The organism is Sphingomonas sp. PAMC 26621 (assembly GCF_000251145.1).
Taxonomy (GTDB): domain Bacteria; phylum Pseudomonadota; class Alphaproteobacteria; order Sphingomonadales; family Sphingomonadaceae; genus Sphingomonas.
On record NZ_AIDW01000046.1, the window covers coordinates 15,908 to 41,958 of the forward strand.

At 62.1% G+C, this 26,051-nt stretch carries 22 protein-coding genes and 1 pseudogene; 15 read left to right on the top strand and 8 right to left on the bottom strand.

All coding sequences use genetic code 11. From position 1 onward, the window contains the following. Positions 1-127: 127 nt before the first annotated feature. From RI03_RS19800 to RI03_RS19810, 3 genes are all read right to left on the bottom strand, one after another. The gene (locus RI03_RS19800; protein WP_010219449.1) at positions 128-1,132 is read right to left on the bottom strand and encodes a glycoside hydrolase family 43 protein; all 1,005 of its coding nucleotides are present in this window, start codon (positions 1,130-1,132) and stop codon (positions 128-130) included. Further along, on the bottom strand, positions 1,129-2,121 hold the full coding sequence (locus RI03_RS19805) for a glycosyl hydrolase family 43 (protein ID WP_238542470.1): 993 nt from the start codon (positions 2,119-2,121) through the stop codon (positions 1,129-1,131). Before RI03_RS19805 ends, RI03_RS19800 begins: the two co-directional genes overlap by 4 nt. A 126-nt stretch (positions 2,122-2,247) precedes the next feature. Beyond that, on the bottom strand, positions 2,248-3,192 hold the full coding sequence (locus tag RI03_RS19810) for a Gfo/Idh/MocA family protein (protein WP_010219451.1): 945 nt from the start codon (positions 3,190-3,192) through the stop codon (positions 2,248-2,250). A 215-nt stretch (positions 3,193-3,407) separates the two neighbouring features. On the opposite strand from RI03_RS19810, the gene RI03_RS19815 reads away from it, so the two are divergent. The 5 genes from RI03_RS19815 (at position 3,408) to RI03_RS19835 (ending at position 11,341) form a co-directional block, all read left to right on the top strand. Further along, positions 3,408-5,186 (top strand): IlvD/Edd family dehydratase, encoded by a 1,779-nt coding sequence (locus RI03_RS19815; protein WP_010219453.1) that lies wholly within the window; start codon positions 3,408-3,410, stop codon positions 5,184-5,186. Then, on the top strand, positions 5,183-6,034 hold the full coding sequence (locus RI03_RS19820) for an SMP-30/gluconolactonase/LRE family protein (protein WP_010219455.1): 852 nt from the start codon (positions 5,183-5,185) through the stop codon (positions 6,032-6,034). The genes RI03_RS19815 and RI03_RS19820 overlap by 4 nt, the downstream gene beginning before the upstream one ends. A 17-nt stretch (positions 6,035-6,051) precedes the next feature. Continuing rightward, on the top strand, positions 6,052-7,200 hold the full coding sequence (locus RI03_RS19825) for an aldose epimerase family protein (RefSeq protein ID WP_010219456.1): 1,149 nt from the start codon (positions 6,052-6,054) through the stop codon (positions 7,198-7,200). 16 nt (positions 7,201-7,216) lie between these two features. Beyond that, positions 7,217-8,353, top strand: a complete 1,137-nt coding sequence (locus RI03_RS19830; RefSeq protein ID WP_010219457.1) for a cellulase family glycosylhydrolase — start codon at positions 7,217-7,219, stop codon at positions 8,351-8,353. A 153-nt stretch (positions 8,354-8,506) separates the two neighbouring features. Further along, positions 8,507-11,341: a TonB-dependent receptor gene (locus tag RI03_RS19835; RefSeq protein WP_238542468.1), complete on the top strand. Its 2,835-nt coding sequence runs from the start codon at positions 8,507-8,509 to the stop codon at positions 11,339-11,341. Between the two features lie 12 nt (positions 11,342-11,353). Here RI03_RS19835 and RI03_RS19840 read toward each other — a convergent pair whose 3' ends face one another. Then, the gene (locus RI03_RS19840) at positions 11,354-12,073 is read right to left on the bottom strand and encodes a FadR/GntR family transcriptional regulator (protein ID WP_010219459.1); all 720 of its coding nucleotides are present in this window, start codon (positions 12,071-12,073) and stop codon (positions 11,354-11,356) included. 106 nt (positions 12,074-12,179) lie between these two features. On the opposite strand from RI03_RS19840, the gene RI03_RS19845 reads away from it, so the two are divergent. From RI03_RS19845 to RI03_RS19855, 3 genes are read left to right on the top strand one after another with little or no spacing between them, the layout of a single operon-like run. Continuing rightward, positions 12,180-13,760, top strand: coding sequence for a sodium/sugar symporter (locus tag RI03_RS19845; RefSeq protein ID WP_010219460.1), 1,581 nt, complete (start codon positions 12,180-12,182; stop codon positions 13,758-13,760). Then, a complete protein-coding gene (locus RI03_RS19850) occupies positions 13,751-14,638 on the top strand; it encodes a 2-dehydro-3-deoxygalactonokinase (RefSeq protein WP_010219461.1) in 888 nt (295 codons plus the stop codon). The genes RI03_RS19845 and RI03_RS19850 overlap by 10 nt, the downstream gene beginning before the upstream one ends. Continuing rightward, positions 14,628-15,281: a 2-dehydro-3-deoxy-6-phosphogalactonate aldolase gene (locus RI03_RS19855; RefSeq protein ID WP_010219462.1), complete on the top strand. Its 654-nt coding sequence runs from the start codon at positions 14,628-14,630 to the stop codon at positions 15,279-15,281. The genes RI03_RS19850 and RI03_RS19855 overlap by 11 nt, the downstream gene beginning before the upstream one ends. 27 nt (positions 15,282-15,308) lie before the next feature. On the opposite strand, the gene RI03_RS24890 is transcribed toward RI03_RS19855, so the two are convergent. Then, positions 15,309-15,860, bottom strand: a complete 552-nt coding sequence (locus RI03_RS24890) for a hypothetical protein (protein ID WP_010219463.1) — start codon at positions 15,858-15,860, stop codon at positions 15,309-15,311. A 62-nt stretch (positions 15,861-15,922) separates the two neighbouring features. Beyond that, positions 15,923-17,059, bottom strand: coding sequence for a sialidase family protein (locus tag RI03_RS24895; RefSeq protein ID WP_238542469.1), 1,137 nt, complete (start codon positions 17,057-17,059; stop codon positions 15,923-15,925). 157 nt (positions 17,060-17,216) lie between these two features. On the opposite strand from RI03_RS24895, the gene RI03_RS19870 reads away from it, so the two are divergent. Together RI03_RS19870 and RI03_RS19875 are read left to right on the top strand one after the other, a co-directional pair. Next, positions 17,217-17,762 (top strand): RNA polymerase sigma factor, encoded by a 546-nt coding sequence (locus tag RI03_RS19870; RefSeq protein WP_010219465.1) that lies wholly within the window; start codon positions 17,217-17,219, stop codon positions 17,760-17,762. 50 nt (positions 17,763-17,812) lie between these two features. After that, positions 17,813-18,190 (top strand): annotated as a pseudogene (locus tag RI03_RS19875) (ROK family protein); the annotation flags it as partial. 371 nt (positions 18,191-18,561) lie between these two features. Here the strand turns inward: RI03_RS19875 and RI03_RS24900 are convergent. After that, complete coding sequence (locus RI03_RS24900) at positions 18,562-18,837, bottom strand: hypothetical protein (RefSeq protein WP_338009646.1); 276 nt, start codon at positions 18,835-18,837, stop codon at positions 18,562-18,564. After that, the gene (locus RI03_RS24905) at positions 18,741-19,052 is read right to left on the bottom strand and encodes a TetR/AcrR family transcriptional regulator (RefSeq protein ID WP_238542472.1); all 312 of its coding nucleotides are present in this window, start codon (positions 19,050-19,052) and stop codon (positions 18,741-18,743) included. The genes RI03_RS24900 and RI03_RS24905 overlap by 97 nt, the downstream gene beginning before the upstream one ends. Here RI03_RS24905 and RI03_RS24380 point away from each other — a divergent pair. The 5 genes from RI03_RS24380 (at position 19,042) to RI03_RS19900 (ending at position 26,045) form a co-directional block, all read left to right on the top strand. Continuing rightward, the gene (locus RI03_RS24380; RefSeq protein ID WP_010219468.1) at positions 19,042-19,287 is read left to right on the top strand and encodes a hypothetical protein; all 246 of its coding nucleotides are present in this window, start codon (positions 19,042-19,044) and stop codon (positions 19,285-19,287) included. The genes RI03_RS24905 and RI03_RS24380 overlap by 11 nt on opposite strands. A 69-nt stretch (positions 19,288-19,356) precedes the next feature. After that, positions 19,357-21,903 carry a TonB-dependent receptor gene (locus RI03_RS19885; protein ID WP_010219470.1) on the top strand — a complete coding sequence of 849 codons (2,547 nt, stop codon included), beginning with the start codon at positions 19,357-19,359 and terminating at the stop codon, positions 21,901-21,903. 35 nt (positions 21,904-21,938) lie between these two features. Further along, positions 21,939-23,765: a flavin-containing monooxygenase gene (locus tag RI03_RS19890; RefSeq protein WP_010219471.1), complete on the top strand. Its 1,827-nt coding sequence runs from the start codon at positions 21,939-21,941 to the stop codon at positions 23,763-23,765. After that, on the top strand, positions 23,762-24,559 hold the full coding sequence (locus RI03_RS19895; RefSeq protein WP_010219472.1) for an SDR family oxidoreductase: 798 nt from the start codon (positions 23,762-23,764) through the stop codon (positions 24,557-24,559). Before RI03_RS19890 ends, RI03_RS19895 begins: the two co-directional genes overlap by 4 nt. Before the next feature lie 274 nt (positions 24,560-24,833). Next, complete coding sequence (locus RI03_RS19900) at positions 24,834-26,045, top strand: aldehyde dehydrogenase family protein (protein WP_010219474.1); 1,212 nt, start codon at positions 24,834-24,836, stop codon at positions 26,043-26,045. Positions 26,046-26,051 lie beyond the last annotated feature (6 nt).

A 26,051-nucleotide genomic window follows, 5' to 3' on the forward strand; every position in this document is an offset into this window, starting at 1 on the left:
CGCTGCCGAGAAACGGCTTCGTGCGTAACATGATGAGATCCAAAATGGGACAGGTTTGGGGCTTCGGTCGCAACGATGCGCTACAGGCTTGGCTACAGGAGCAACATCGCGGAAGGGAGCGACCACATCAGCGGGGAGGAGCGAAGATTGGCGTTCCTTGCGCAGACCAGCTGACGCGTTGGATCCGGGGCGCGCGTTTTGCCGTGCACTTCATGTCAGGCGCGGGATTGGCATGATAGACGATCCAGGTCTCTCGTCCGCCGGCGGAGGTGAAGAAGCCATTATGGCCCGGCGCGTAGATCCCCGCGGCAGGGGCCTTTGCCACCACCGGGCGGGGTGCCTTGCGCCAGACTACGGGATCGAGCGGATCGCTCCCGCGCGGGGCACTGAGTAAGCCGATCGCGTAATCGTCCGACCAGCACGCGCTGGCGGAGTAGCTCAGGAAGAGGTCGCCTTTCGGTCCGGCCAGAAATTCGGGCCCCTCGAGTATCTGCCGTCCGCCGCGGCGCTCCCAGTCGCGATCGGGGCGCGCGATGATGCTTTCTGCTCCGACCAATGTCCACGGATTGACCATTTCGACGATCGCGAGGTCGCTGTCTGGCCCGACATAAGGCGAATAGACGAAATAGCGTTTGCCGCCATGGCTGAAGGTAGTGCCATCGATGCCGGGCTGCGCCGTCTTCAGGCGGCCGCGGTCGATCCATGTCCCGCGCGTCGGGTCCGCGTCGCTATTCTCCAGAACGAAGATACCGCGATGCGCATCGTCGTCATGGCCGCTCTCGGCGGCGGTATAATATATGTACCAAGCGCCGCCGATACGATGCAGTTCGGGCGCCCAGATCGATTGCGCGTTCGGGCCGGTCTTGGGCGGCGTCCACACAGTAACTTCCGGCGCGTCCGCCAGTCGCGCGAGGTCCCTGGTCTTGCGGATCGCCAGGCGGTCGCCGAGCGTGTTCATGTAGAAATAGGTGTCGCCCTGCCGGGCGATCCACGGATCGGGTCCCGACGGCAGCAGCGGATTGGTAATTTCCGTTGCGGCGGCTCGGGCCTCGGCGGCCGTCGTGGGCGGAGCCAGCGCCGCCAGCCCGGCGATGCTCAGCAGCGCAAGCGGGCGGATCCGAGTCACGTTCATTTGTCCGGGAATGCGGCGACGACCGCGTCATATTGCGCGCGCGAGATGCCGATCATTGATCCGTGGCGCAGCCCGGCGGGCATCTCGTAGCGATTCCATTCGGGCACGCCGCTATTGCCCGACACCTGGAACCACGGCCCGGCGAGCTTCGGTGCCATCGACAGCCCGTAGCTGGTCCCGGCATATTGCTCGTAATACAGCATCCACTCCTTCCCGCTCGGCGCCCGGATTAGCGTCGGCGCTTCGCGGAAGTTGGGGCTGAGCGGGCGACTGGGCAGCGGATAAGGGCCAAGCAGCTTGGCCGCGCAGCTCATTCGTACCGTCTTGCCGGTGGTCCATGCGTAGGATGGGTAGCGTTCGTCCTTGATGATCGCGCAATAGCCGCCTTCGACATCGTCGTTCGGCGTGATGATCGTATCGATCGTCGCCATGTTCCAGGCGAACAGCCGGCGTGGCGGCGCGGCGAAGGTCTTGAGGTCCTTCGACTGGACGTACAGCGTGCGCTGGCTGCCCCAATAGCGTTCGGGATCTTCCTCGGAGCCTTCGAGACTGGGCGTGTGCCAGGTCAGCAGGAACTGACCCGACGGCTTGTCGAAGAAGAGCTTCGGTGCTCCGATCCGCTGCAGCGGGTGCGGATACCCAGGGACCGCCTGCAAGTCCGGTTGATAGGTGCCATAGGGCGTCCAGCGCACCAGATCGTCCGAGACCCAGAAGTGGATCAGGGGATCATCGTCGCCCTTGTTGCCGACGAGATAATAGCGCCCGTCGCCGCCCCGCGCCACCGAGGCATGGCCATGATAGTCGGCCGAGACGGGCTTGCCGGCGTTGACCTGCCGCCAGTGCAGCCCGTCGAGGCTGACCGAATAGTACAGGACGCCGTAGTGTTCCTTGGTCATGTGGAGAAAGAGATAGGCCTTCGCGGGATCGACATACGGCGTGACCGGCCCGCCCGGAGCGACCTGGGCGCCCACCCCGCTGCCGGAGACCACGGCCAAGGCCAGACCTACGCCCAACCCGGCGTGCACGATCGATCGAACCAGACGCATCGCTCCAAATCGCTCCTCTATCTTTAAGTCATACAAATACGATTATATGGGTCATGTCTAGCGTGTCTGTTAGAAATCGAAAGGCTGGGCACGCTCTTGGCGCGATACGAGAAAGGCGTCCGCGACAAGTTGTAGCGGACGCAGATCGACGTCGCTTTGGCCGGCGCGGACGAGCGCAGCGAAGCGGTCATAGAGGCGCGGATATTCGCCAGCGTCGGCGCCAAGGGCTATCTCGGCGTTATCGATGAAGAGGCGCTTGCCGCCCTCGTTGAGGTGAAGCGTTCCGCCGGTCGTCTCGACCGTGATAGTCCAGCTTTGTGTGCCCGTTTGGAGGAAATCGAGATCGAGAAGCACCGGCGCGTCGTTGGTCAGGCGCAGCGCGATCTGCGCGGCGATCGGGGACGCGCGATTGGCGGGGACGAAGATCGTGCCGCTCTCGACGATGAGATCGTGCGGGAGGATCCCGGTCGCGATCGACACAGCGTTGATACCGGGATCGAACACGCCGAAGCCGCCGGCTGCAAGGATCCACTCCTGTCCGGGATGCCAGACGCGAATGTCTTCGCGCCAGTGGATCGCGACGTGTGTCACGGTGCGCCGTGCGAGCCAGTCGCGGGCTGCATCCACGCCCGCGGCTTCACGCGAATGCCAGCTGGCAAAGAGGGTCACCCCCCGTTCGGCGGCGAACCTGCGCAACGCAGCGACCTCGCTCACCGTTGCGCCGGGCGGCTTTTCGATCATCACATGCTTGCCCGCCGCGATCGCCGCGCGGACGATACGATCACGACCATTGGGCGGCGTGCAGATTGACACCGCGTCGAGCGGGGGCCCGTCGGCGAGCATCGCTTCGATGCTTGCGAAATCAGGATGGTCGTCGAGCGCGGCATGGCGGCTCGCGGCGGCGACGAGGACGAAGTCGTCGGAAGCGGCGATCGCTGGGAGATGCTGGTCGCGCGCGATCTTGCCTACGCCGACGATACCGAGTCGCCACGGCTCTGCTCGAAGAGGCGTCATCTTATGAACCGATCTCGCGGGACTCGCTCGGCAGCCGCATTATCTCTCTCCGCGATTTTCTTTTATCCGATAAATCGGCTTTCTATCGATTGGTCGCTGGGCTATCAACCGCAAAAGCGTTGCCGCGCGCTCGGCACGCAGGTGTAGCTTGGGGAGGCGAAGATGGTCGGCTATTCAACCGCGCGGCGCGGGAGCGTCGTAAAGTGAGCGACGGAATGGTGAAGTTGCGGTCGCGCGCATGGTTCGACAACACCGCCAATCCCGACATGACCGCGCTCTATATCGAGCGGTATCTTAATTACGGGCTTAGCCTGGAAGAGCTCCAGTCGAACCGGCCGATCATCGGCATCGCGCAGTCGGGCTCCGACCTTGTGCCGTGCAACCGCCACCATCTGGTGCTCGCCGAGCGCGTCCGCGACGGCATTCGCGATGCGGGCGGTATTCCGATCGAATTCCCGACGCATCCGCTGCAGGAGACGGGCAAGCGCCCGACCGCCGGGCTCGACCGTAACCTCGCCTATCTGACGCTGGTCGAAGTGTTGTTCGGCTATCCGCTCGACGGCGTCGTGCTGACAATCGGGTGCGACAAGACCACGCCTGCCGCGCTGATGGCGGCGGCGACGGTCAATATTCCTGCGATCGCGCTGTCGGTCGGGCCGATGCTCAATGGCTGGCACAATGGCGAGCGCACCGGATCGGGCACGATCGTATGGAAAGCGCGCGAGCTGCTCGCGGCGGGCGAGATCGACTATAAGGGCTTCATCGAGCTCGTCGCTTCGTCGGCGCCTTCGACCGGCTTCTGCAACACGATGGGCACCGCGACAACGATGAATTCGCTGACCGAGGCGCTGGGCATGTCCTTACCCGGCTCGGCGGCGATCCCGGCGCCGTACCGCGATCGGCAGCAATGCGCCTGGGAGACCGGGCGGCAGATCGTCGAGATGGTCCATGCGGACTGCAAGCCCAGCGACATCCTCACCCGCGCCGCGTTCCTCAACGCAATCAAGGTCAATTCGGCGATCGGCGGATCGACCAACGCGCCGATCCACCTCAACGCAATCGCGCGCCACATCGGCGTCGAGCTGACGCTGGCGGACTGGGAGGTGGTGGGGTCGGACGTGCCGTTGATCGTCAATCTGCAGCCGGCGGGCCAATATCTCGGCGAGGATTATTATCGCGCCGGCGGCGTGCCCGCTGTCATGGGGATGTTGCTCGCCGCGGGCGAGATCGACGGCGAAGCCGTGACCTGCAACGGCAAGAGCGTCGCCGAAAATGTCGGCGGCAAGGCGACTGTGGATGTCGACGTCATCCGGACGCTTGCCGACCCGCTCATGCCGGCCGCGGGGCTATCGGTGTTCGGCGGCAATCTGTTCGACGGCGCGGTGATGAAGCTCAGCGTCATTTCAGAAGAGTTTCGCGACCGCTATCTGCGCAATCCGGCGGACCCCGAGGCGTTCGAAGGCCGCGTCGTCGTATTTGATGGGCCCGAGGATTATCATCACCGGATCGACGATCCGACACTGGAGCTAGACCAAAACACTGTGCTGATCATGCGCGGGGCAGGGCCGGTCGGCTATCCCGGCGGCGCCGAGGTCGTCAACATGCGACCCTCCGCCGCGCTGATCCGCGCCGGCGTCCACGCGCTGCCGTGCATCGGAGATGGGCGGCAATCGGGGACGAGCGGATCCCCGTCGATCCTCAACGCGTCGCCCGAGGCTGCAGTCGGCGGGGGACTGGCGGTGGCCGAGACCGGTGATCGGATCCGGATCGATCTCAAGACGCGGCGCGTCGATCTGCTTGTTTCCGAGGCGGAGATGATGCGGCGCCGGAACGCGCTCACGGCCGTCGAACAGACGCTCGCCCCGGCGTCGCAAACCCCGTGGCAGGAAATCCAGCGTGGTATCGTCGGCCAGTTCGATACCGGCGCGGTACTCGAGCCGGCGGTCAAATATCAGCGGATCGCGCAGCAGGGACTGCCGCGGGACAGCCATTGATCGCGCCGCGCGTGATCCCACGCGATCGGCGCGACGTGCTGGGCGAGGGGCTGTTATGGTCGGAGCGCGAACAGGCGGTGTATTGGACCGACATTCTCGGGCGCCGCGTCAACCGCCTGCGGCTCGCGGACGGCCGCGTCGATAGCTGGGAGATGCCGGGGACGATCGGCTGGATCGTTGAGCGCGAGGACGTGCCCGGTTTCATCGCGGGGCTGGACCGCCGCATTGTCGCGCTGACACTCGATCCGCTGACGATCGTGCCGCTCGCCGATCCCGATCGAGGCGGCAACCGCATGAACGACGCCACGGCCGACCCGGCCGGGCGGCTGTGGGCCGGTACGATGGCGCTCGACGGCGCGCAGCCGACCGGCGCGCTCTACCGGATCGACCAGCAGGGTACCGTGACGCGGGTCGACGATGGCTATCGTATCGCAAACGGTCCTGCGATCACGCCCGACGGCCGCACGCTCTTCCATACCGACAGCGCGGTGCGCACCGTATACCGCTTCGTCGTGGATGCCGATGGCGGGCTCGGCCCGCGCGAAACCTTCATCGCGTTCGAGGCGGGCTGGGGTGACCCGGACGGCATGACGCTCGACGCCGAGGGCGGGCTGTGGATCGCCTGCTGGGGCGCGGGCTGCGTGACGCGCTTCGCCCCCGACGGGCGGCGCGACCGTTCGATCGCGCTGCCCGCGTCGCAGATCACCAATTGCCTCTTTGCCGGGCCCACGCTCGACCGCATGTTCGTGACTTCGGCATCGGACGGCGTCGACGAGCCACACGGCGGCGCGCTGTTCGAAGTTCATCCCGGCTGTATCGGCACGCCGACCCAACGCTATCGCGGATAAGATCAGAGGAGAGCAATGTGAAACGACAAAATGGTGCGGCACTGGCCGCGAGCGCGCTGGCCCTGGTTCTGGCGAGCCCTGCGGTCGCCGGCGAGGCGAAGCAGAGCAGCTTCGGCACGCTGCCCGACGGCCGCCCCGTCGCCGCGGTGACCTTGACCAATGCGCACGGCGTATCGGCACGCGTGATCGCGCTTGGCGCCGCGCTGCAGTCGATGATCTTGCCCGATCGCAACGGCAAACCGATCGATGTCGCGGTGGGGTACGACACGCTCGAGGGTTATGCCACCAAGCCCGAATTCTTCGGGGCGACGGTCGGTCGTGTCGCCAATCGCATCGCCGGCGGCCGTTTCACCTTCGACGGCCACACCTATCACACGCCGGTCAATAACGGCCCTAATTCGCTGCACGGCGGAACCAAGGGCTTCGACAAGGTGCTGTGGGAGGTCGTCAACGTGAAGAGCGGCCCGACCGCTTCGGTGACGTTGTGCTATGTCAGCCCCGATGGCGACATGGGCTATCCCGGCACGCTGACCACCTTCGCCACTTACGCGCTCGACGAGCGCAATCAGCTGACGATCGAATATCGCGCCACCACCGACAAGCCGACGCTCGTCAACATTTCGAACCACAGCTATTGGAACATGGCCGGCGCGGGCTCGCCCGGCGGCGCGATGGGGCATCTCGTCACGATCCCGGCCGAGCGCTACACGCCGACCGACGCGACGTCGATCCCGACCGGCGCCCTGCCGAGCGTGGCGGGCACGGTGTTCGACTTTCGCACGCCGCATCCGGTCGGCACGCGCGTGCGCGACGGGCGCGATCCGCAGATCGTCTATGGTCGCGGCTATGATCACAATTGGGTGATCGGCACCGCCGTCACGGCGCAACCGCATCTAATGGCCAAGGTGACCGAGCCGCAGTCGGGCCTCGGCTTCGAACTGTGGTCGAACCAGCCGGGGTTGCAATTCTATTCGGGCAATTTCTTCGACGGCACCGTGGTCGGCAAGGGCGGGCAGATCTATCGCATGGGCGATGCGATCGTGATGGAGCCGCAGCTCTTCCCCGACGCGCCCAACCAGCCGAAATTCCCGTCGGCACGGCTGGATCCCGGCCAGACCTATCGCAACGTCATCATCTACAAATTCACCCTCGATGCGAAACGCTGAGGTGCGGGAGGCTATCATGACGAGATTCACCGTACTCCTGTTCGGCACGGCGGCGATCGTCGCCGCGGCGAGCGCCCCCGCGGAGGCGCGCGAGCGCTGGACGCCCCAGCAGGCCAACGGCTGGTACGCCAAGCAGCCCTGGCTGGTCGGCTCCAACTACACCCCCGCCTCGGCGATCAACCAGCTCGAAATGTGGCAGGCCGCCACCTGGGACCCGAAGCGGATCGATGCCGAACTGGCCCTGGCGCAGGGCATCGGCATGAACACGATGCGCGTGTTCCTGCACGATCAATTGTGGGAGCAGGACCCGGAGGGCTTCAAGCGCCGCATCGAACAATTCCTGACGATCGCCGCGCGGCACAAAATCAAGCCGCTGTTCGTTTTGTTCGACAGCTGCTGGGATCCCAATCCGGTGCTGGGTCCGCAACATCCGCCGATCCCGGGCGTGCACAATTCGGGTTGGGTCCAGTCGCCGGGCCTGCCAGGGCTGCGCGACCCGGCGCGCTACCCAAAATATCGCGCTTATGTCACGGGCGTAATCGGCGCGTTCGCCAAGGACGACCGCATCCTCGGCTGGGACCTGTGGAACGAGCCCGACAATCCCGCCGATCAATATAAAGGCCAGGAGGGCAAGGAGCCGCTGGTGCGCCACCTGCTGGCGCAAGTGTTCGACTGGGCGCGCGCTGCGGAACCGATCCAGCCCGTAACGAGCGGGGTATGGTGGCACGACGACTGGTCGCCGGGTGCCAAGCTGACCGCGATGGAGAAGCTCCAGCTCGAACAGTCGGACGTCATCACCTTTCACGACTATGGCTGGCCCGAGCAGTTCGAAGGCCGCGTGAAGCAGCTCAAACTTTACGGTCGCCCGGTGCTGTGTACCGAGTTCATGGCGCGCGGCAACGGATCGACCTTCGACGGATCGCTGCCGATCGGCAAGCGCTACAATGTCGCGATGATCAACTGGGGCTTCGTCGATGGCAAGACACAGACGCGCCTTCCGTGGGACAGCTGGAAGAAGCCCTATACGATGGATGAGCCGACCTTGTGGTTCCATGAGGTGTTTCACGCCAATGGAACGCCGTATCGCCCGGCCGAAACCGCCTTGATCCGGCGCCTTGCGACCGCGTCGAAGACGGTCGTGCCGCCTCAATAAGCGCAAGTCAGCGGACGTCTTGAAAACGGCGTCCGCTGCACCGCCAACTATTGCCGTGGTCTGACAAATATGACTTGTCCTATCGAAGCCGTTTCGATAGGCACAGGCCTCAGCCGAATGGAAAAGTCGGCGAGTCCTTCAGGAGGGGTAGAAATGATTTCGAAAATCGTGGTACTTTCGTCTGTTTCCTTGTTCGCCCTGATTCCCGCGGCACCCGCTTTCGCTCAAGAGCAAGCACCGGCGCCATCTCAAGCCGCTGCGCAGGAAGATAGCGCCGCCAGCGACATCGTCGTAACCGGAATCCGCGCCTCGCTCGCCAAGGCGGCTGACATCAAGCGCGATTCCTACAACGTCGTCGATTCGATCGTCGCCGACGACATCGGCAAGCTGCCCGATCGCACCGTCGCCGCCGCGCTCCAGCGCGTCCCTGGCGTGCAGGTCACGGTCGGCGACAATAATGAAATCGTTAACCCGATCATCCGGGGTCTGCCCGACATCCTGACCACGCTCGACGGGCGCGAGATTTTCACCGGGACGGGTCGCGGTTTCAGCTATCAGGATCTGCCGGCGGAGGCGTTGGCGGGTGCCGACGTCTATAAGTCGAATTCGGCCGAACTAATCGAAGGCGGCGTCGCCGGCGTCATCAATCTGCGCCTGCACAAGCCGTTCGACTTTAAGGGCTTCACGCTCGCCGGCAATGCGCGCGCGGTGTATAGCGGCAATGCGCAGGAGGTTAATCCGGTACTCGGCTTGCTCGTTTCGGACCGCTTCGAAACCGGACTCGGCGAGATGGGCCTGCTGGCCGACGTGTCCTATTCACACAACGTGTTCGACCGCCCGGTTGCCTTCAATTGCGATTTCCGCAGCGGCACGCAGGGCCCTTCAGGAGCCGCCGGCGTCATCGCGCCGACGTGCGTTGGCGGCGTTGAGCAGCAGGGCACGTACGAGCGCAAGCAAGCCAACGTAGCCTATCAGTGGAAGGCCGCGCCGGGCCTTGAGATCTATGCCAACGGCCTATACACGCGCTACAGCAACAAGTCGGCAAGTTATTTTCAGATCGACGATGTGTTCAGCGGCACCTCCTTCAGTAATGTACAAAAGACGAACGAGTGCAAGAATTATGCTGTCAACAGCGCGGGTTTCTATGATCCCGCCGGCACGGTTCAGAACCTATGCACCGCCAGTTCGTTTACTTCGACCGGGCACGGCGGCTTCACCAGCACGCAAGCGCATTACGATCGAACCTCGGTGTATATTATCTCAGGCGGCGCCAAGTATACGTCGGGCAATCTGAGCCTAAACGGCGACGTTTCGTACCAGCATTCGCAGGTGCGCAACCAGAACTTCATTCTCGACATCTTTAAATCGGGCAACGGCATCACCACCGACGTGGCGACCAACGTCAACGGCGGCACCGTCTACACCGACACGGTCAACGGCCTGGGCGACCCGACGAATTTTGCGCTGTCGCCGCTGAACCAGGACAACATCCGCGATCGCGGCAAGGAGTTTGCCGCAAAGATCGACGGAACCTATCGGGTCGGCAGCATCCTGGACAATATTCAGTTCGGGGCGCGCTATGCCGATCACAGCGCGACGCATCAGCAATCGCTCGGCGGCGTGTGCCCCGTCGGCGTGTGTGGGACGCTCATTGCGAACGTACCGTTCCTTGATTCAAACTTCCTCGTCCACGCGCTGGGTACGCCGACGATCAACAATGGCTTCGGCATCATCGTTCCGAACCAGGACGAACTGCGTGACCCTGCCGTTCAAGACAAACTGCGGGCGCTTTATGGGCTCAATGCCGGCTTCCCCAATTTCACGCCAGATCGCTCCTTCTCTGCGTCCGAAAAGACTTATTCGGCCTATCTCCAGGCCGCTTACAAGGTCCCGATCGGCGGACCGATCACGCTTGATGGCCAGATCGGTGGGCGATACACGCGGACCGAACGTCAAATCGCGGGTGCGTCGTTCGTGACCCCGGCGTCGACGACGGCGGTGCCCAACCCGGTGCCCGTTTTGACGCCGTTCGGTGCGAGCACCACCGACAACGACTTCCTGCCGAGCGCGAGCGCGCGATTGCGGTTCGGCGGTGGCCTGCAGGCGCGCGCCACCTACTCGCGCGCGATTGCACGGCCGAGCTTCGGCGATCTCAACCCCGGGCTGAGCTATCTGATCTCGACCAACAGCCTGATCCTGCCGGCCGGGTCGGGCGGCAATCCGGATCTGCGACCGCAAAAGTCGGACAGCTACGACGCCACGCTCGAATATTACTTCTCGCACAATGGCTTCGTTGCCATTGGTGGCTATTACAAGGACATCAAGGACCGCGTGATCAGCCAGAGCCAGGTCGAGATGATTAACGGATTCAACTATAACATTACCCGCCCGCGCAACGTTGGCGCCGTGACGCTCAAGGGGATCGAGGTCAGCGCGCAGACCTTCTTCGATTTTCTACCCGGCGCGCTGAACGGCTTCGGGGTCTTCGGCAACTTCACGCTCGCGGACAGCAAGGTTAAGACCGTCGGCGATCCGCTGTTCGGCCAGAACATACAGGGCGTATCGAAGTACAATTACAACATTGGTGGACTGTATGATAAGAAGGGCCTGACCGGCCGGGTCGTCTATACTTATCGAGGGAGCTATTATGACGAGAATTACGGCGGAACCAACGTCCGCCCGGTCGGCCAGTCACTGATCCTCAATCAGGTGCGTCCGAACGGCCGTCTCGATGCCAGCATCGGGTTCGAGTTTCGCAAAGGCGTCACGCTGTCGATCGATGGCACCAACCTGACCCGCGCCAAATATCGCAGCTATTATGGCGATTCGAACCTGCCGCGCGATTATCGCTACGACGATTCTCCTACTCGCTGGGCGTCGCAGTACGTTTCTGAGGTCGCTTCACGATGTCCCTGTCATCCGGTCGATGTGGATAGACCCGATGCCCCTTCGTCGCGGAGGTGGTCAAGAGCGGTTCCGTTTTTCTAGGTTACCTGCCGTTCAGTCGGTGGACGAGCGGACGATCAAGTCCATCACGTCGTCAATGATGCGCAGCATCGCGATGCGTGACGCTTCAGGGTCGCGCGCTTCGATTGCGAAAAGTACCGCTTCGTGCGCTGCGAGATCGGCGGTCCGGCCCTGGATACGGTTGGTAAAGCGGATAGAGGTGCGGAGCGCTGTCGCCACGACATCGCAAAATTGCGCGAAGAACGGATTGGTCGAAGCGCGCAGGATCGCGACGTGAAACGCAATGTCTGCCTCGAGCGTGTCGTCCTCGCCGGTTTCGGCAACGCGCATCCGGTTGAATCCGGCCCGGATCAGCGCCAGCCCGTTCTTGTCGGCAAAGGTCGCGGCGAGCGCCGCGGCGGCAGGTTCGATCGCGACGCGCAATTGATTGAACTCGCGCAGCAATTTGATCGAGAATTTGCGGTCGAGCAGCCAGCGCAGTACGTCGGGGTCGAAGAGGTTCCACGCGCTGTCGGGTTGAACGATGGTGCCTTGGCGCGGTCGCGCGCTGAGCAGGCCCTTGGTCGTCAACATCTTCACCGCCTCGCGTGTGACCGAGCGGCTGACGCCGTGCTGCTTCGACAATTCCGCCTCGGTCGGAAAGGCTTTCTTGGCATAACCACCGGTTACGATGGTCTTGCCCAGATGATCGAGCAGCCCGTACGTCAAATTACGTCCGAGCGAGATCCGGATTTCACCTGGATCGGTAGACATCGCTTGCACTCCCTGCGGTTCGCCTTGTAGGTATCATAGATCATATAAATGGCCCGGCCGCTATGCCATGGTTAGCTGGCGGACCGAATTAGGGGAAGGGTTCGAGATGCAGCTTGCCACAATTGACGTCATCGTCGTCGCGGCTTATTTCATCTGTATCTTCGGACTGGCGCAATATGTCTCACGCGACCGGGTCGGTGCAGGGCCGAAGAACACCACCGATTATTTTCTGGCATCGAAAAGTCTGCCGTGGTGGGCGGTCGGCGCTTCGCTGATCGCCGCGAACATTTCGGCCGAACAGATTGTCGGCATGTCCGGCTCAGGTTATGCGATCGGCCTGGCGATCGCATCGTATGAGTGGATGGCGGCGCTGACGTTGCTGATTGTCGGCAAATTCTTTCTCCCGATCTTCCTTAAGAACCAGATATACACTATGCCGCAGTTCCTCGAGCGGCGCTACGGTCCGTCGGTCCGTACGCTGATGGCGCTGTTCTGGCTGGCGCTGTACATCTTCGTCAACCTCACCTCGATCATTTGGCTGGGCTCGATCGCGGTAACCAAGGTCGCGGGTATCAACCAGGATCTCGCGCTCGTGCTACTCGGCACCTTCGCCTTGCTATACCAGATCCGCGGAGGCCTGAAGGCCGTCGCGCTGACCGATATCGTGCAGGTTACCTTGCTGGTGCTCGGCGGCCTGATCATCGCCGCGTTGACACTCGGCAAGCTGGGCGAAGGGGCAGGGCTTATCGCCGGCTTCCATCGTCTGACCGCGGCGATCCCCGACCATTTCCACATGATCCTCAAACGAAGCGACCCGCATTACATGGATCTCCCCGGCCTCTCGGTGCTGATCGGCGGGATGTGGATCGCCAATCTCAGCTATTGGGGGTTCAACCAATATATCATCCAGCGCGCGCTGGCGGCCAAGAGCATCGGCGAGGCGCAGAAGGGCATCATCTTCGCGGCGTTCTTAAAGTTGCTGATGCCGCTCGTCATCGTCCTGCCGGGCATCGCCGCGGTGGTGCTGACGCCCGGCCTGGCAAAACCCGACGAAGCCTATCCGACGATGATGCGGCTGTTGCCGAGCGGTCTGCTCGGGCTGGTCTTTGCGGCATTGATCGCCGCGATCGTCGCGTCGACTGCGTCGAAGATCAATTCGATCGCGACCATCTTCACGCTAGATCTTTACGCCAAGCGGCGCGGCGGGGTCGATCGCGGCGAGGAGCAGGAGCGACACCTCGTCTTCGTTGGCCGGGCGGCGGCGGTGGTCGCAATCCTGTTGGCGATCGTCACTGCGCGGCCGCTGGTCGGCAGTTCGGAACAGGCATTCCAGTTCATCCAGGAATTCACCGGCTTCTTCACCCCAGGAATAACTGTGATCTTCCTGCTTGGCCTGTTCTGGAAGCGCGCCAACGAAGCCGGTGCGCTCACCGCCGCGGCGGCATCGGTGATCCTGTCTTGGGCGTTTAAGGCGCTGCTGCCGACCTTGCCCTTCATGAACCGGATGGGGCTGGTGTTCCTCATCGCGCTCGGTCTGGCAGTGATCGTCTCGCTCATCACGCGGCCGCGCGGCGCGACCGATACGATCGACACAAAGTCGGTCAGCTACGCGACCGAACCGTCGTTCAACGTCGGCGCGATCGGCGTGTTGCTGATCCTCGTTGCTCTGTACGGGACGTGGTGGTGAGCGCACCCGCCTTCATCGCGATCGACTGGGGCACGACCAATCGGCGAGCGTATGCGATCGATGCCGCGGGCGGCGTAATCGAAACGCTGCGCGACGACCAGGGCGTGCTGAGCATGGCGCAGGCTTCGTTCGCGCCCGCGGTCGCGGGACTTCGCGCGCGCTTTGGCGACGTGCCGGTGATCTGCGCGGGCATGGTCGGATCGACGCGCGGCTGGGCCGAAGTGCCGTATCGGTCTTGCCCGGCCGGGATCGAGGATCTGGTGGACGGGATATTCTCGGTCGAGCCCGGCAGGACCGCGATCGTGCCCGGTGTCGCGATCCGCAACGCGCGCAGCGACGTTATGCGCGGCGAGGAAGTGCAACTCCTGGGTGCCGTCGCCGCCGGAATGGCGCCTGCCGAGGCGACGCTGTGTCAACCGGGCACGCATTGCAAATGGGCGCGGATGGAGGCCGGCCGCATCGCCGGCTTCCGCACTGCGATGACCGGCGAGTTGTTCGCGCTGCTGCGCAATCACAGCGTGTTGAGCGAATTTCTGAAAGGGGAGGTGATCGACGGGGCGGCCTTCCGGGACGGTTTGGCGCTCGCGAGCGAAGGTCATCTCTTGTCGGACCTGTTCGGCGAACGTGCCGCCGCCGTGGTCGGATTGCGCGACCCGAGCGAAATTGCCTCGCGGGTGAGCGGCCTGCTGATCGGCACCGACGTGAACGAACAGGCGATCGCCATGGGGGAACCGGTCCATATCTTGGCCGATCCAGCGCTTGGATCGCTCTACGCCGCCGCGGTGGTGCAAGCTGGAGGGGCGCCGATCCTGCTCGACAGCCACCGTGCGTTTCTCGCTGGCATCACGGCAATCTGGGACAAAATCGATGACCGCTAACCCGCTGTTGACTGCGGCGCTGACGCGCTGCCCGCTTGTGGCGATTCTTCGGGGTGTCAAACCCGACGAGGTCGAGGGCATTGTCGAGACAGTGCTCGCGGCCGGGATCGGCATCGTCGAAGTGCCCCTGAATTCGCCCAAGCCGTTCGAGAGCATTACGCGGTTGGTGAAGCGCTTCGGCGGCGAGGCGTTGATCGGCGCAGGCACGGTGCTTTCGCCCGACGATGCCCGGCGTGTCGGCGAAACCGGCGCCAGGCTTGTGATCTCGCCCAATGTCGATGTGACCGTTATCGTCGAAACCGTGCGGCTCGGCCTGGTGTCCCTGCCGGGCTATTTCACGCCGAGCGAAGCGTTTGCCGCAATCAACGCGGGCGCATCGGGCCTCAAATTGTTTCCTGCGGAGGCCGCGTCGCCGAAGATTCTGAATGCCCAGCGCGCGGTCATTCCGCGGACGTGTCCGATCCTCGCCGTCGGCGGCATCACGCTTGCGACGATGGAAGACTGGCACGACGCATGCGAGGGTTTCGGACTGGGTTCGGCCCTGTACAAGGCCGGGATGGATGCCGCGCAGGTCGGGTGCAATGCGGAGGCATTCGTGTCAGCGGCGAAGGCTTGCGCTGCGCGATCGGCGGAGCGCGGCTGATCGACGGCAGCCGGGGCGATGGCGCCATCATGCGGTCCGCCGATAATAGAGCGTATAGGCATGCAAACTGTGGCCGCTGCCGAAGCGCGATGCCGTCGATATCAGCTCTAGTTCATTGAGTGCAGCACTGCCGGTCGCGCGCTGCAACGCCTCCCACGCGCGCGCCAGCGTTTCCGGCGGCGCATCGGCGGCGGCAACGCCCGTCGCCTCGCAGATGCTCACGCCACACAGCACGTCCAGCGGCCCATCCCGCCCGATATCGGCGACGCTGGCGATCCGATCCTTGATCGCGGCTTCGGCGCGGCTCGCCCAGAGCGGGTCGCGGCGCTCCTGGCGCACCAGCGCATAGAGCTGACGCGGGTCTTGCGCGCTTGCATCCGTGGCGATGCCGGCCGCGCTCGATGAGAGGCGCGCTGCTGCGTCGGCGCCGGGCGCGCGCAGGACTGGCGGAGGAGGATCGCTTCGGATGACGATGATTCCGGTGTCGCTCCGACCCTTCGTCGGTCGAGCGCCCGGCCAGAGCATCGCCGCGACACACAGGCAGCCGACAATCAGACCCGCAATGATACCCGCTCTCATCCTGTCCCTCCGCCTCGGGGCAGCAATCGCGCCGGACGACGGATGTCGCCCGGCCCGATCGTTCAGTTCGCCGAACCGCGTCCGAAATACATCAGGCAGTGGCTGGTCTGTACGCGACTGGCCATCTCAAGCACGCTGGCGCCGTTCGAGACCGACAAGAGCGGCGAAGAGTAATTGGGGCAGTAATTGTCAAATGCGCCAAGGACAGAAACGGGCGCGGTGATCGTCGTCCACGGCCCGGTGACGCTTCCGCTCGCGCTCTTGAAAATGGTCGACCCGTTGGCCGCAGCGACCGAGCCGTCGCCGTTCATCAGCACTTGCCCGACCACCATGATCGCGCCGTTGGGCAGCACGGTGTTGGTGGGGGCGTGTGCGAAAAAGCGCCCGTCGGCAAGGCGAATGGCCGAACCGACATTGTGCGCATCGCCCCAATCCCACCCATCGGTGGAGGTTTTGTAGAAGGCCGTACAGGCGGCGGGGCCACACAATTCGAAGGTCATGATGCGCGACCCGCTGGCGAGTTTGGACACCACCGCCATTCCCGGCCGGTCGGCCTGTACGCTGCTCGACACCAGGTCGCCAAGGTCTTGCCATGCAGTGCCGGTGTAGCTGCGTGTCTTGACAAGACGCTGGCTGTAGGCGGCATTGGTTTCGTCCGAATACATCATGACCAGGGCGCCGTCGTTGGCGATCGAGAATTCGGGCTCCCAATAGCCACCGGTGTTCGCCGCGGTGACGGCCGACAGATAGGACCAGCTGCGCCCGTTGTCGGCGCTCTTGTAGATCTTGATCTTCATGCGGCGATTGGCGGCGTCCTGGCCGACCGAGCAGGCCCACAGGATCGTCCCGGCCGCGAGCGCTCCGACCGCGCGGGGCAATTGGAAGATCGTTCCGCAGCACAGACCGGTGGCGAACTCGGTATCGGTGATCGATCCGACCTTGCTGAAGGTCGTACCGCTGTTGCTGCTAGCATAAAGGTCGATGTGGTTGCCGCCGGTGAACGCGACGACCGAGGCCAGCACTTCGCCATTGGAAAGTTGGCGCGTACGCGCATAGATCGTATCGTCCGCGCTAAGCTGCGTTTGCGCTTGCGCAACCGTGCTGGTCGCGAGCGGCACGAGCGTCGCCAAGATGCCCAACGCGCTCAAGCGCGTCATTCGCTTGGCGAGAGTTTGTATCCGCGCTTTTGGGGTCTTCATCCTAACCTCTCCTCAGTGGTTCGAACGCGTGGCCATTGCCATCTCTATCTCTAAAGACGGATCAACCTCTCTGATCCGCAATAGAAATGCAAATATTTATGTGATAAATAGGTTTTAGGCGCTCGCCTTGTTCCGGGTGACCGAGATGGAGGTTCGGATGGTGACTGCCGACCAAGCGCCTACGGCGGTTGGCCGTTGTCACCAGCTTCGAAAACAGCACGCAACGAGCCTATATTTCGATCTCCTCGGCGCGGTGCGGCGCCGCTGGCCGGGCGAGGATGCAGAAGATGTGGTCCAAGACGCGTTCTTGCGTCTCGCGATCGCGCAGACACGATGCGAGGTGCGAAACCCGGCCGCGCTCTTCCACGTCGTGGCGCACAACCTGATCCGAGATCAGTACCGCGCCGCTGCAGCGCGCGGCACCGTCTTGCGACAGATGAACGACGTCGACCAGATCGCGATCGACAGGCCCTTGCCCGATCGCGCGGTCGCCGCCCGTCAGCGCCTGGCGATCGTCTCCGCTGCGATCGCCGAATTGCCGCCCGATGTGCAAGCCGCGGTGATTCGGCACCGCTGCGATGAAATTCCGCAGGCCTGGATCGCGAGCGAACTTGGCGTGTCGGTGTCGATGGTCGAAAAGCATATCCGCCGGGCTTTAAAGCACTGTAGACGTCGCCTGGCGGAGATCGAGGAAGAGAGCTGATACGAACACGATATTTTTGAGATGCGCACAACTAGCAAGCGTGCGCGTTTCACGGCGACTGCATGGAAAAGTTGGCTTCTGGCCGTGCGATCGGCCCAAGGGCTAGGCGGCCTGCGTATGATGTTGTTAGCGACGACATCATCTGGGAACAGGTCACGCACGCGTTGACAGGATTGGTGGAGAACTTGTTCCTGACGGAGTCTCCTGAACGTACTGTGCCGGGCGGCAGCGTGATGATGCGGCAACCGCAGCTACTAACGATGGTGCGCCAGATGCTGTCAGAGCGTCTCGGCGGCTATGGGTTCGCCCGGCAAACCGCAGACAATCTTGGAGAATTTCTCGTCACGCCCGTGTTGGGCGACGATGCAGGACCAACGGGCGCGGTGGCGGTTGGCCTCGAAGCTCTTCAAGACCAACCGCCAAGCTAAACGGCAGTAATTTTGCTAATCGTCATTGAAGCGCGTCTCCAACCGGTCCCGAGACAATGACTTAAAGGCCGAATAAAATAAAGTTTAGGGAATCGCGATCGACTATTATTGCAAGGCTTTATGATATCAGAACTTTGGGTTTCAAAATTACCTACCAGGATTTTGGTGGCCTCCAACTTTGACGTATATCAACATGATCGACTGGCTCTGGCGTATATCCACCAGCCGATAAGTATTCTCTTGTCGGGACTTGATAAACCTCTTGCTGCGATGCACAACCACATTGCCTTTCAGGCATCCTCTCTTAACTATTTGGGCCGGTTTACCGGTCCTTTTTTTTAGTGAGGATGCGGTGCCGGTCTGCTTGAGCTTCAATCCCTGCTTTCAAGCCCGTGGAATGAGAACGCCTCGATTGCGGCCATCAGGCGTTCGGGCGTCAGCTTATGAATATCGGGCACCCATTTTGCCAGCCAAATGAGCATACCGAGAATTAGCTGCACGATCAGGTCCGTCTCGCCCTGCACGATCGATCCATCGGTCATCCCCTGCTTTAGAATAGCCTCAAGCATGTCCCGCAGTCGATTGGCCCACGTTGCGATATTATCGCGCTGGATCGGCTCAAGGTACGAATAGTCTCCAAAGTACAGTTGGGGGCCGTTCGCGAATGATCGTCGATGAGGGTGCGCACAAATTGCTTGATACGCTCCAAACCATTCCCATCGAACGCAGTCGCATCGACGATAAGACGTTCGAAGCGCTCAAGCGATCGAACATGGCAATCGTAAACTAGCGCCTGCTTGTTGGGAAAATAATAATAGAGGGTGGCATCCCTGAGATCGATACTGGCGGCGATGTCGGACATCGTCGCAAGTGCGAAACTCTTTTTATTAATGATTTCGATTGCCGCCCTGATGATCGTCTCTCGCTTCTTCGTGGATTTTCGGCCTCGGGCTAAGGGCTTGCCGTCGAGCGCCTGCGCCTCATTTCGTGGTATGGATGTTGGTTTCAATTCTGGACGCCTCGACTTGAATTTTTATGATTTTACGTCGTTCGGCGCGTCACACAACCGGCACATTCGTTTTTCTATCTTGAGTTAGAAAGTCTAGCGTGCGATAGAAGGTTGATTGAGACCCGACATAGGCGGGCGGAGCAGGAAAGGAATCAACATGGCGAGATTCGCGCTTTGTGGTGCGTCGGTCGCGGCGATGATAGCAGCTATGCCAGCTACAGCGCAGGTAGCACCCGAGCCGTCGCTTGCGGCAACGCCGCAGGTGAAGGGGGCCCGGCAGGCGGATACAAACGACGACATCGTCGTCACCGCATCGAAACGCGAACAGACATTGCAGGATGTGCCGATCTCAGTCGCCGTCACCAGCCAGCAAACCATTGATCGTGCGCAAATCCGTGATCTCGTCGATCTCCAGTCGGTCGTTCCGTCTTTAAAAGTCACGCAGTTAAACACGGTTGGCCAAACTAACTTCATCATTCGCGGATTCGGCAACGGCAACGGCAACGTCGGGATCGAGGGCTCAGTCGGCGTGTTCATCGACGGCGTTTACCGATCACGTAGCGCGGCTTCGTTGAATGACCTCCCCGAGGTTGAGCGCATTGAGGTGCTTCGCGGGCCGCAGTCGACATTGTTTGGGAAGAACGTGTCGGTCGGCGCCATCAACATCATTACAAAGCGTCCGCAGTTCGACTTCGGCGGACGGGTAGATCTTACGGTTGGCAATTACGGCCAGCTTATTGCTAAGGCGACTGCGACCGGCCCTCTGAGCGATACCGTGGCTATCCGGCTTTCCGGGTCCGTGGACCAGCGCGACGGATATGATCACAATGTGGTAACCGGTCACAGCATCAACGACCGTAACCGAGCATCGGCCCGTGTGGACGTTTTGTGGAATCCGGTTGATCGGCTGTCAGTTCGGCTGATCGCGGACTACAATGAAATAAACGAGCGGTGTTGCGGCGCTGTCCAGCTATTTAATGGTCCGGCCACGCAGCTCATTGCAGCTCCGCCGCCTTTTGGTCTCGGTGCTGCGGTTAGCAATCCGGCAACAAAATATAGTCGCGATATCGCGTTCGACCGGGATCCCACGAACCATATCGTCGGGAAGGGCGTATCGGGCGAGATCGATTACGATCTGGATTTCGCAAAGGTGACGTCGATCACGGCGTACCGCGATCAGCGCAACAACAGCACGGAAGATGTCGACTTTACCGGTGCTAACCTGTCCTACCGCTCAGACCAAACCCGTACCAAGACGTTCACTCAGGAGGTGCGGCTGACCTCAAGCGGCAAAGGTCCGTTTAGTTGGCTGATCGGGGGCTTCTACGACCACGAAAATCTCGACACGAGCAGTCAGATTAGTTTTGGATCGCAGATACGTCCGTTCGCCGACGCACTGAGCGGCCAGGTTCCCGCGGCGTTGATCGGTGCACTTCCGGCCCCGCTTCGCCCCGCTCTGACGGGACGTTCGAACGTTTATGCTCTGGAGTTTTTGCAGAGCCTTGTCACCCCTTCGATCAAACCGGGCGCTACTTATTTTGGGGCCGGGCAAGGCGTCATCGCGCCGTACACGATCAAGCAGGACTCTTTCTCTTTCTTTGGTCAGGCCGACTACAAACTGTTCGACAGACTGACTTTGACGGGCGGTGTCGCGTATCTCAGCGACCACAAAGCGTCGACGGCAAACGTGGCGCTGACCGACCAGTTTTCGGCGTTGAACCTTCAAGCAGTTCCACAGTTCACGGCCATAGGTCTGCCGGGCAATTTATACGGCCCGCTTGGTGCCCTGCAATTCTTCTACGGCAACGCGCCCACCCATGGACCGGTAAACTATCCCAATGCCAACGAGTCCGGCATATTGAAGGGAGATAAGGTTACCTATCTGGGTCGCGCGACTTACGACCTCGGGCCGGTCAATCTTTATGCAAGTTACTCGACCGGATGGAAGGCGGGTGCCTTCAATCTCTCAACAGATGCGCGGTCGCCGGACGCGAACGGCGTTGGACGGACAGCTGCTCCTGAAAACGTGCGGCTCTACGAAATCGGGGCTAAGGCGGTATTTCGCGGCGGATATCTGAACCTTTCGGTGTTTAAGCAGACTATCAAGGGGTTCCAATCGAACGCCTTCACGGGCACGGGCTATAGTCTCGTCAATGCCGGACAGGAGTCGGTGAAGGGCGTCGAGGTAGAAGCGGCCTATCGCCCGATTTCCTGGCTGTCGCTCACCGGGGCGGGGACGTATCTCGACCCGAAGTACGACTCGTTCTTGCGGGCACCCTGCGTTAGCTTCGACACGGGCCAATGCCCACTAAACCCAGCAAACGGGCAAATCCCACCGTTTCGTGATCTGTCCGGGCAACGACCGGCTGGTATTCCCAAATGGAGCACCTCCGTATCGGCCACGATCAATCATGACTTCGGCAGGCTCAGCGCTTTCCTACGCGGGGAATACGATTATTCTAGCCGGACTCAGCTGATCGACGTCGTGCCCGCTCAATATGGGAGTACAGAAACTAGCAATGTGAACGCGAGCCTGGGCTTAGCTTTGCCGCCGCAAAAGATTGAGTTGCTGTTCTTTGTCCGCAACTTGACGAAGCACAACACGCTTGTTGGCGCTTTCCCGACAGTCGCGCAGAGTGGAAGCTACACCGGGTTCACGAACGATCCGCGCACGTACGGTGCGACGCTGACCAAGCGCTTCTGAGACCGACGGAAACAACGAGAACGACGAGGAACATCATGACGGACCTGCCGGCCACGACCGCTGCGCTCGATATTGATAAGACGCGCGCACGTTACCAGGCCGAACGCGATAAGCGCTCGGTAAGTGACGCAAGGCAGCGCCAATACCGGGATGTCGAGCAGGGCTTCGCGCACATGCTCGACGACCCGTACGGTTCCGCCCTGCCGCGCAAGCCGCTGACCGACGAGGTCGACGTACTGGTGGTCGGTGCGGGATTTGGCGGTATGATGGTAGCGGCAAGGTTGCGCGAAGCGGGCGTAGCGAAGGTTCGTATCGTAGACGTTGCAAGCGATGTCGGCGGGACGTGGTACTGGAACCGCTATCCCGGTGCCGCGTGCGACGTGGAATCGTACATCTACTTTCCGCTGCTGGAAGAGACCGGTTACATGCCGGTCGAACGATATTCCAAGGCGGCTGAAATCCGTGCGCACACGAAGCGGATCGCCGAACGCTACGACCTCTACCGCGACGCGCTCTTCTCGACGCAGGTAAAGTCGCTGGAATGGGACGGCGGTACTGCCAGGTGGACCGTTCAAACGGATCGCGGCGACGTCATGTCGGCGCGGTTCGTTGTCCTGACCACTGGACCGCTCAACCGGCCGAAGTTGCCGGAAATCCCCGGCATCGACGAGTTTGCAGGTCACAGCTTTCATACAAGCCGTTGGGACTACGCGTACACCGGCGGTAGCGCGACCGAGCCGCTTGTTGGCCTCGGTGACAAGCGTGTCGGGCTGATTGGCACCGGCGCCACCTCGGTGCAGTGCGTCCCCCCACTCGCGGCTTCCGCAAAGCATTTGACCGTTTTCCAGCGCACGCCCTCGTCGGTCGACGCACGCGACAATAGTCTAACCGATCCCGCATGGGCAGCGAGCCTACAGCCAGGATGGCAACAGCGGCGTATGGAGAACTTCACCGCGCAGTTCACCGCCGCACTGCCGCCGCATGATGACGTTGCCGACGGATGGACGGTGCTGGCGCGCGCGGTACGTAAGAAGCTGGCTGACAATCCGCACGGCCTCGACCCCGGCACTCTCCTGGAGCAAGCCGATTTCGAGAAGATGGAGCAGATCCGCGAGCGCATTGGTAGAATCGTCGAAGATCCTGCCACGGCCGACGCTTTGAAGCCTTGGTTCAGCCTTTACTGCAAGCGGCCCTGCTTCTCTGACCTCTATTTGCAGGCGTTCAACCTCCCGAACGTGTCGCTAGTCGAGACGGCGGGGTATGGGATCGACCGCATCACGCCTGGCGGCATCGTCGTCGGCGACGTGGAATATCCACTCGACTGCCTAATTTTCGCCACGGGGTTCGAGACGTCGACAAGTTACGAGAAGCGGTCGAGCATGACGATCAGCGGCGTTAGCGGCCAGTCGCTCAGTGAAAAATGGGCCGACGGCATGTCGACGCTTCACGGGATGCATACCCGCGGCTTTCCGAATTTGTTTGTGATCGGGCCGGCGCAGGCGGGCATGTCGCCCAATTTCCCGCACATGCTGAGCGAACAGTCGCTGCACATCGCGCACATCGTCGCCGACTGTGCTGCAAAGGGCATTGGGGCGATCGAGCCGACCGAGGAAGCCGAGGGCAACTGGGTGGAGACAATCGTTCGAATGGCCGAGGGGCGTCGCAAATTCATCGAAGCGTGCACTCCAGGATATTACAACAACGAGGGCAGGGCTACTGGCGCTGCAGCGCGCGGCTCGCCATTCGCAGCGGGTCCAATCGAGTTCGTCAAGTTGCTCCGCTCTTGGCGCGAGGTGGGCGACTTCGCCGGCATGGAGCTCGATGGCGAGCATGCCCGTCGGACCAGGGGAACAGCATTATGACCAGTTCGAACGGCCGCAAGTCCATCTTCATTACCGGGGCGGCGTCCGGGATGGGTAGAGCTACAGCTTTATTGTTCGCAGAGAAAGGTTGGTTCGTCGGTGCGTACGACGTCAATCAGGCGGGGCTAGAGACGCTGCAAGAGGAGGTTGGCGATGCCAACGGGTTGTTCGAAATCCTCGACGTTACGGACGCCTTGGCATGGAAGTCGGCGATGGACCTATTCGCGATCGCGACCGGCGGCACCCTCGATTTGCTTTTCAACAATGCCGGTATTGGCGCCAGTGGCCTCCTTGACGAGCAGCCGTGGGACGACGTGATGCGCATCGTCAACATCAACTTTATCGGCGTGATGCTCGGCGTGCGCGCGGGCGTTCCCTTGCTGAAGAACACTCCGGGTTCGTTCTGTCTTATCACCTCGTCGTCGTCGGCGATCTTCGGCACGGCCGGTATCCCCGTCTACTCGGCGACCAAGCACGCTGTCAGAGGGCTCACGGAGGCGCTGTCGATCGAATTGAAGCGCTACGGCGTTCGTGCTGCCGACCTGCTACCTGGCTTGATCGATACGCCTTTGCTGTCCGACGGGATGCGCCAGATGGCCCCGAGCGAGGGAATGTGGCGATTGGTCAAGCCGCGCGAAGTCGCCGAAACCGTATGGGAGGCCTACGGCGCTGACCGCGTCCACTGGTACATCCCTGAGGAACTGCGCGAGTTCCATCTGCAAGTCGTCGCTGAACCGGAAAAGGTTCGGGAGGAGCGGACAGCGCTACTCGCTGCGATGACCGCAGCCGGCTGATCGATCAAGAGCAAGGACCAACCATGTCGATACTTGAGACCCCCGCTACGAGCGTGCCGACAGGAACTGACGACGCCGGAGCGATCGCAGCCCTTCAAGCTGCCTTCGCCTCGCAGCGCGCGGCATTCGCGAAGGACCGCCGTCCGTCGATCGAAGCGCGCCGGGAGCGCCTCGGCGCGCTGATCGGTATGATGCTTGCCAATCGTGAGCGCATCTCTGCGGCTATCGCGCAGGATTTTGGCGCCCATCCGGTTCCTGCCTCCGACCTCATAAGGTGCTTGGCGTCGTCGGCCGTGCGCAGCACGTCCTCGAGCATCTCGAAGAGTGGATGGCGGCCAGCGCGCGTCACACCGATCCGGCGATGCTCGGGACGGCCACGGCCTACATCGAATACCAGCCCAAGGGCGTCATTGGGAACATCGTTCCCTGGAACTTCCCGTTCGATCTATCAGTAGGACCGATGGTCGACATGCTGGCTGCCGGCAACCGGGTGATCGTAAAGCCATCAGAGTTCACACCGGCCTGCGCAGACCTGCTTGCCGAAATGGTGGCCGCAACGTTCGATCCGGACCTGGTCACAGTCGCTGTCGGCGGCCTCGAACTCGCGCGCGCCTTCTCCTCGATGCCGTGGGACCATTTGCTCTACACTGGAAGTCCAGCGGTTGGTCGACAGGTGATGCAGGCAGCGGCCGCCAACCTCACGCCCGTCACGCTCGAACTGGGTGGCAAGTGCCCCGCCATCATGACGCCAGGTTCCGTCACCGAAATTAATGTTGAATCGGTCATCGGCACGAAGATCATTAAGAGCGGGCAGATGTGCGTATCCGTCGATTACGCGCTGGTGCCGAGAGCGGACCTCGATACCTTCGTCGCGCACGCCGCGAGCTTCATGTCCCGGGCGGCGCCCAACTATTCGCGCGGTGAGGAATGCACCGGCATGATCTCGCCGCGGCACCTGCAGCGTATCGAGGACATGTTGGACGAGGCACGTGCCTCTCAGTGTCGCATTGTGACGCTCGAGGAAGACGGCCAGATCGACTTAGAGACGCGGCGCATGCCGATGTCGTTGGCGATCGATCCATCGCGGGACCTACGGATCATGCAGGAGGAGATCTTTGGCCCGATCCTGCCGGTCGTACCGTATGACGATCTGGAGGATGCGCTCGGGGCGATCAACGTCGGCGAGCGACCGCTTGGGCTGTACGTTTTCGGGGATGACGCGGTACTGACCAACCATGTCCTTGCGTCGACGCATTCCGGCGGGGCGGCGGTCAACACATGCGCGATCCAAAGCGCTCTTCCATCGATGGGGTTTGGCGGCTCGGGGATGAGCGGCATGGGGCGTCATCACGGCATCGAAGGGTTTCGCGAGTTCTCCAACCCGCGCGGCGTGGTCGTACGCGGCGAGGGGGATCTGATCGATGTCTTCTACGCGCCGTATGCAAAGGCGGCTGGATTGGTACAGGCCGTCCTTGCCGGTTCGTGAGGCGAA

Coding starts and splice junctions, on each gene's coding strand:
- RI03_RS19800 (WP_010219449.1), bottom strand. CDS start 1,132: ATGAACGTGACTCGGATCCGCCCGCTTGCGCTGCTGAGCATCGCCGGG.
- RI03_RS19810 (WP_010219451.1), bottom strand. CDS start 3,192: ATGACGCCTCTTCGAGCAGAGCCGTGGCGACTCGGTATCGTCGGCGTA.
- RI03_RS19815 (WP_010219453.1), top strand. CDS start 3,408: ATGGTGAAGTTGCGGTCGCGCGCATGGTTCGACAACACCGCCAATCCC.
- RI03_RS19830 (WP_010219457.1), top strand. CDS start 7,217: ATGACGAGATTCACCGTACTCCTGTTCGGCACGGCGGCGATCGTCGCC.
- RI03_RS19835 (WP_238542468.1), top strand. CDS start 8,507: ATGATTTCGAAAATCGTGGTACTTTCGTCTGTTTCCTTGTTCGCCCTG.
- RI03_RS19840 (WP_010219459.1), bottom strand. CDS start 12,073: ATGTCTACCGATCCAGGTGAAATCCGGATCTCGCTCGGACGTAATTTG.
- RI03_RS19845 (WP_010219460.1), top strand. CDS start 12,180: ATGCAGCTTGCCACAATTGACGTCATCGTCGTCGCGGCTTATTTCATC.
- RI03_RS19855 (WP_010219462.1), top strand. CDS start 14,628: ATGACCGCTAACCCGCTGTTGACTGCGGCGCTGACGCGCTGCCCGCTT.
- RI03_RS24890 (WP_010219463.1), bottom strand. CDS start 15,860: ATGAGAGCGGGTATCATTGCGGGTCTGATTGTCGGCTGCCTGTGTGTC.
- RI03_RS24895 (WP_238542469.1), bottom strand. CDS start 17,059: ATGAAGACCCCAAAAGCGCGGATACAAACTCTCGCCAAGCGAATGACG.
- RI03_RS19870 (WP_010219465.1), top strand. CDS start 17,217: ATGGTGACTGCCGACCAAGCGCCTACGGCGGTTGGCCGTTGTCACCAG.
- RI03_RS24380 (WP_010219468.1), top strand. CDS start 19,042: ATGTCGGACATCGTCGCAAGTGCGAAACTCTTTTTATTAATGATTTCG.
- RI03_RS24905 (WP_238542472.1), bottom strand. CDS start 19,052: ATGTCCGACATCGCCGCCAGTATCGATCTCAGGGATGCCACCCTCTAT.
- RI03_RS19885 (WP_010219470.1), top strand. CDS start 19,357: ATGGCGAGATTCGCGCTTTGTGGTGCGTCGGTCGCGGCGATGATAGCA.
- RI03_RS19890 (WP_010219471.1), top strand. CDS start 21,939: ATGACGGACCTGCCGGCCACGACCGCTGCGCTCGATATTGATAAGACG.
- RI03_RS19895 (WP_010219472.1), top strand. CDS start 23,762: ATGACCAGTTCGAACGGCCGCAAGTCCATCTTCATTACCGGGGCGGCG.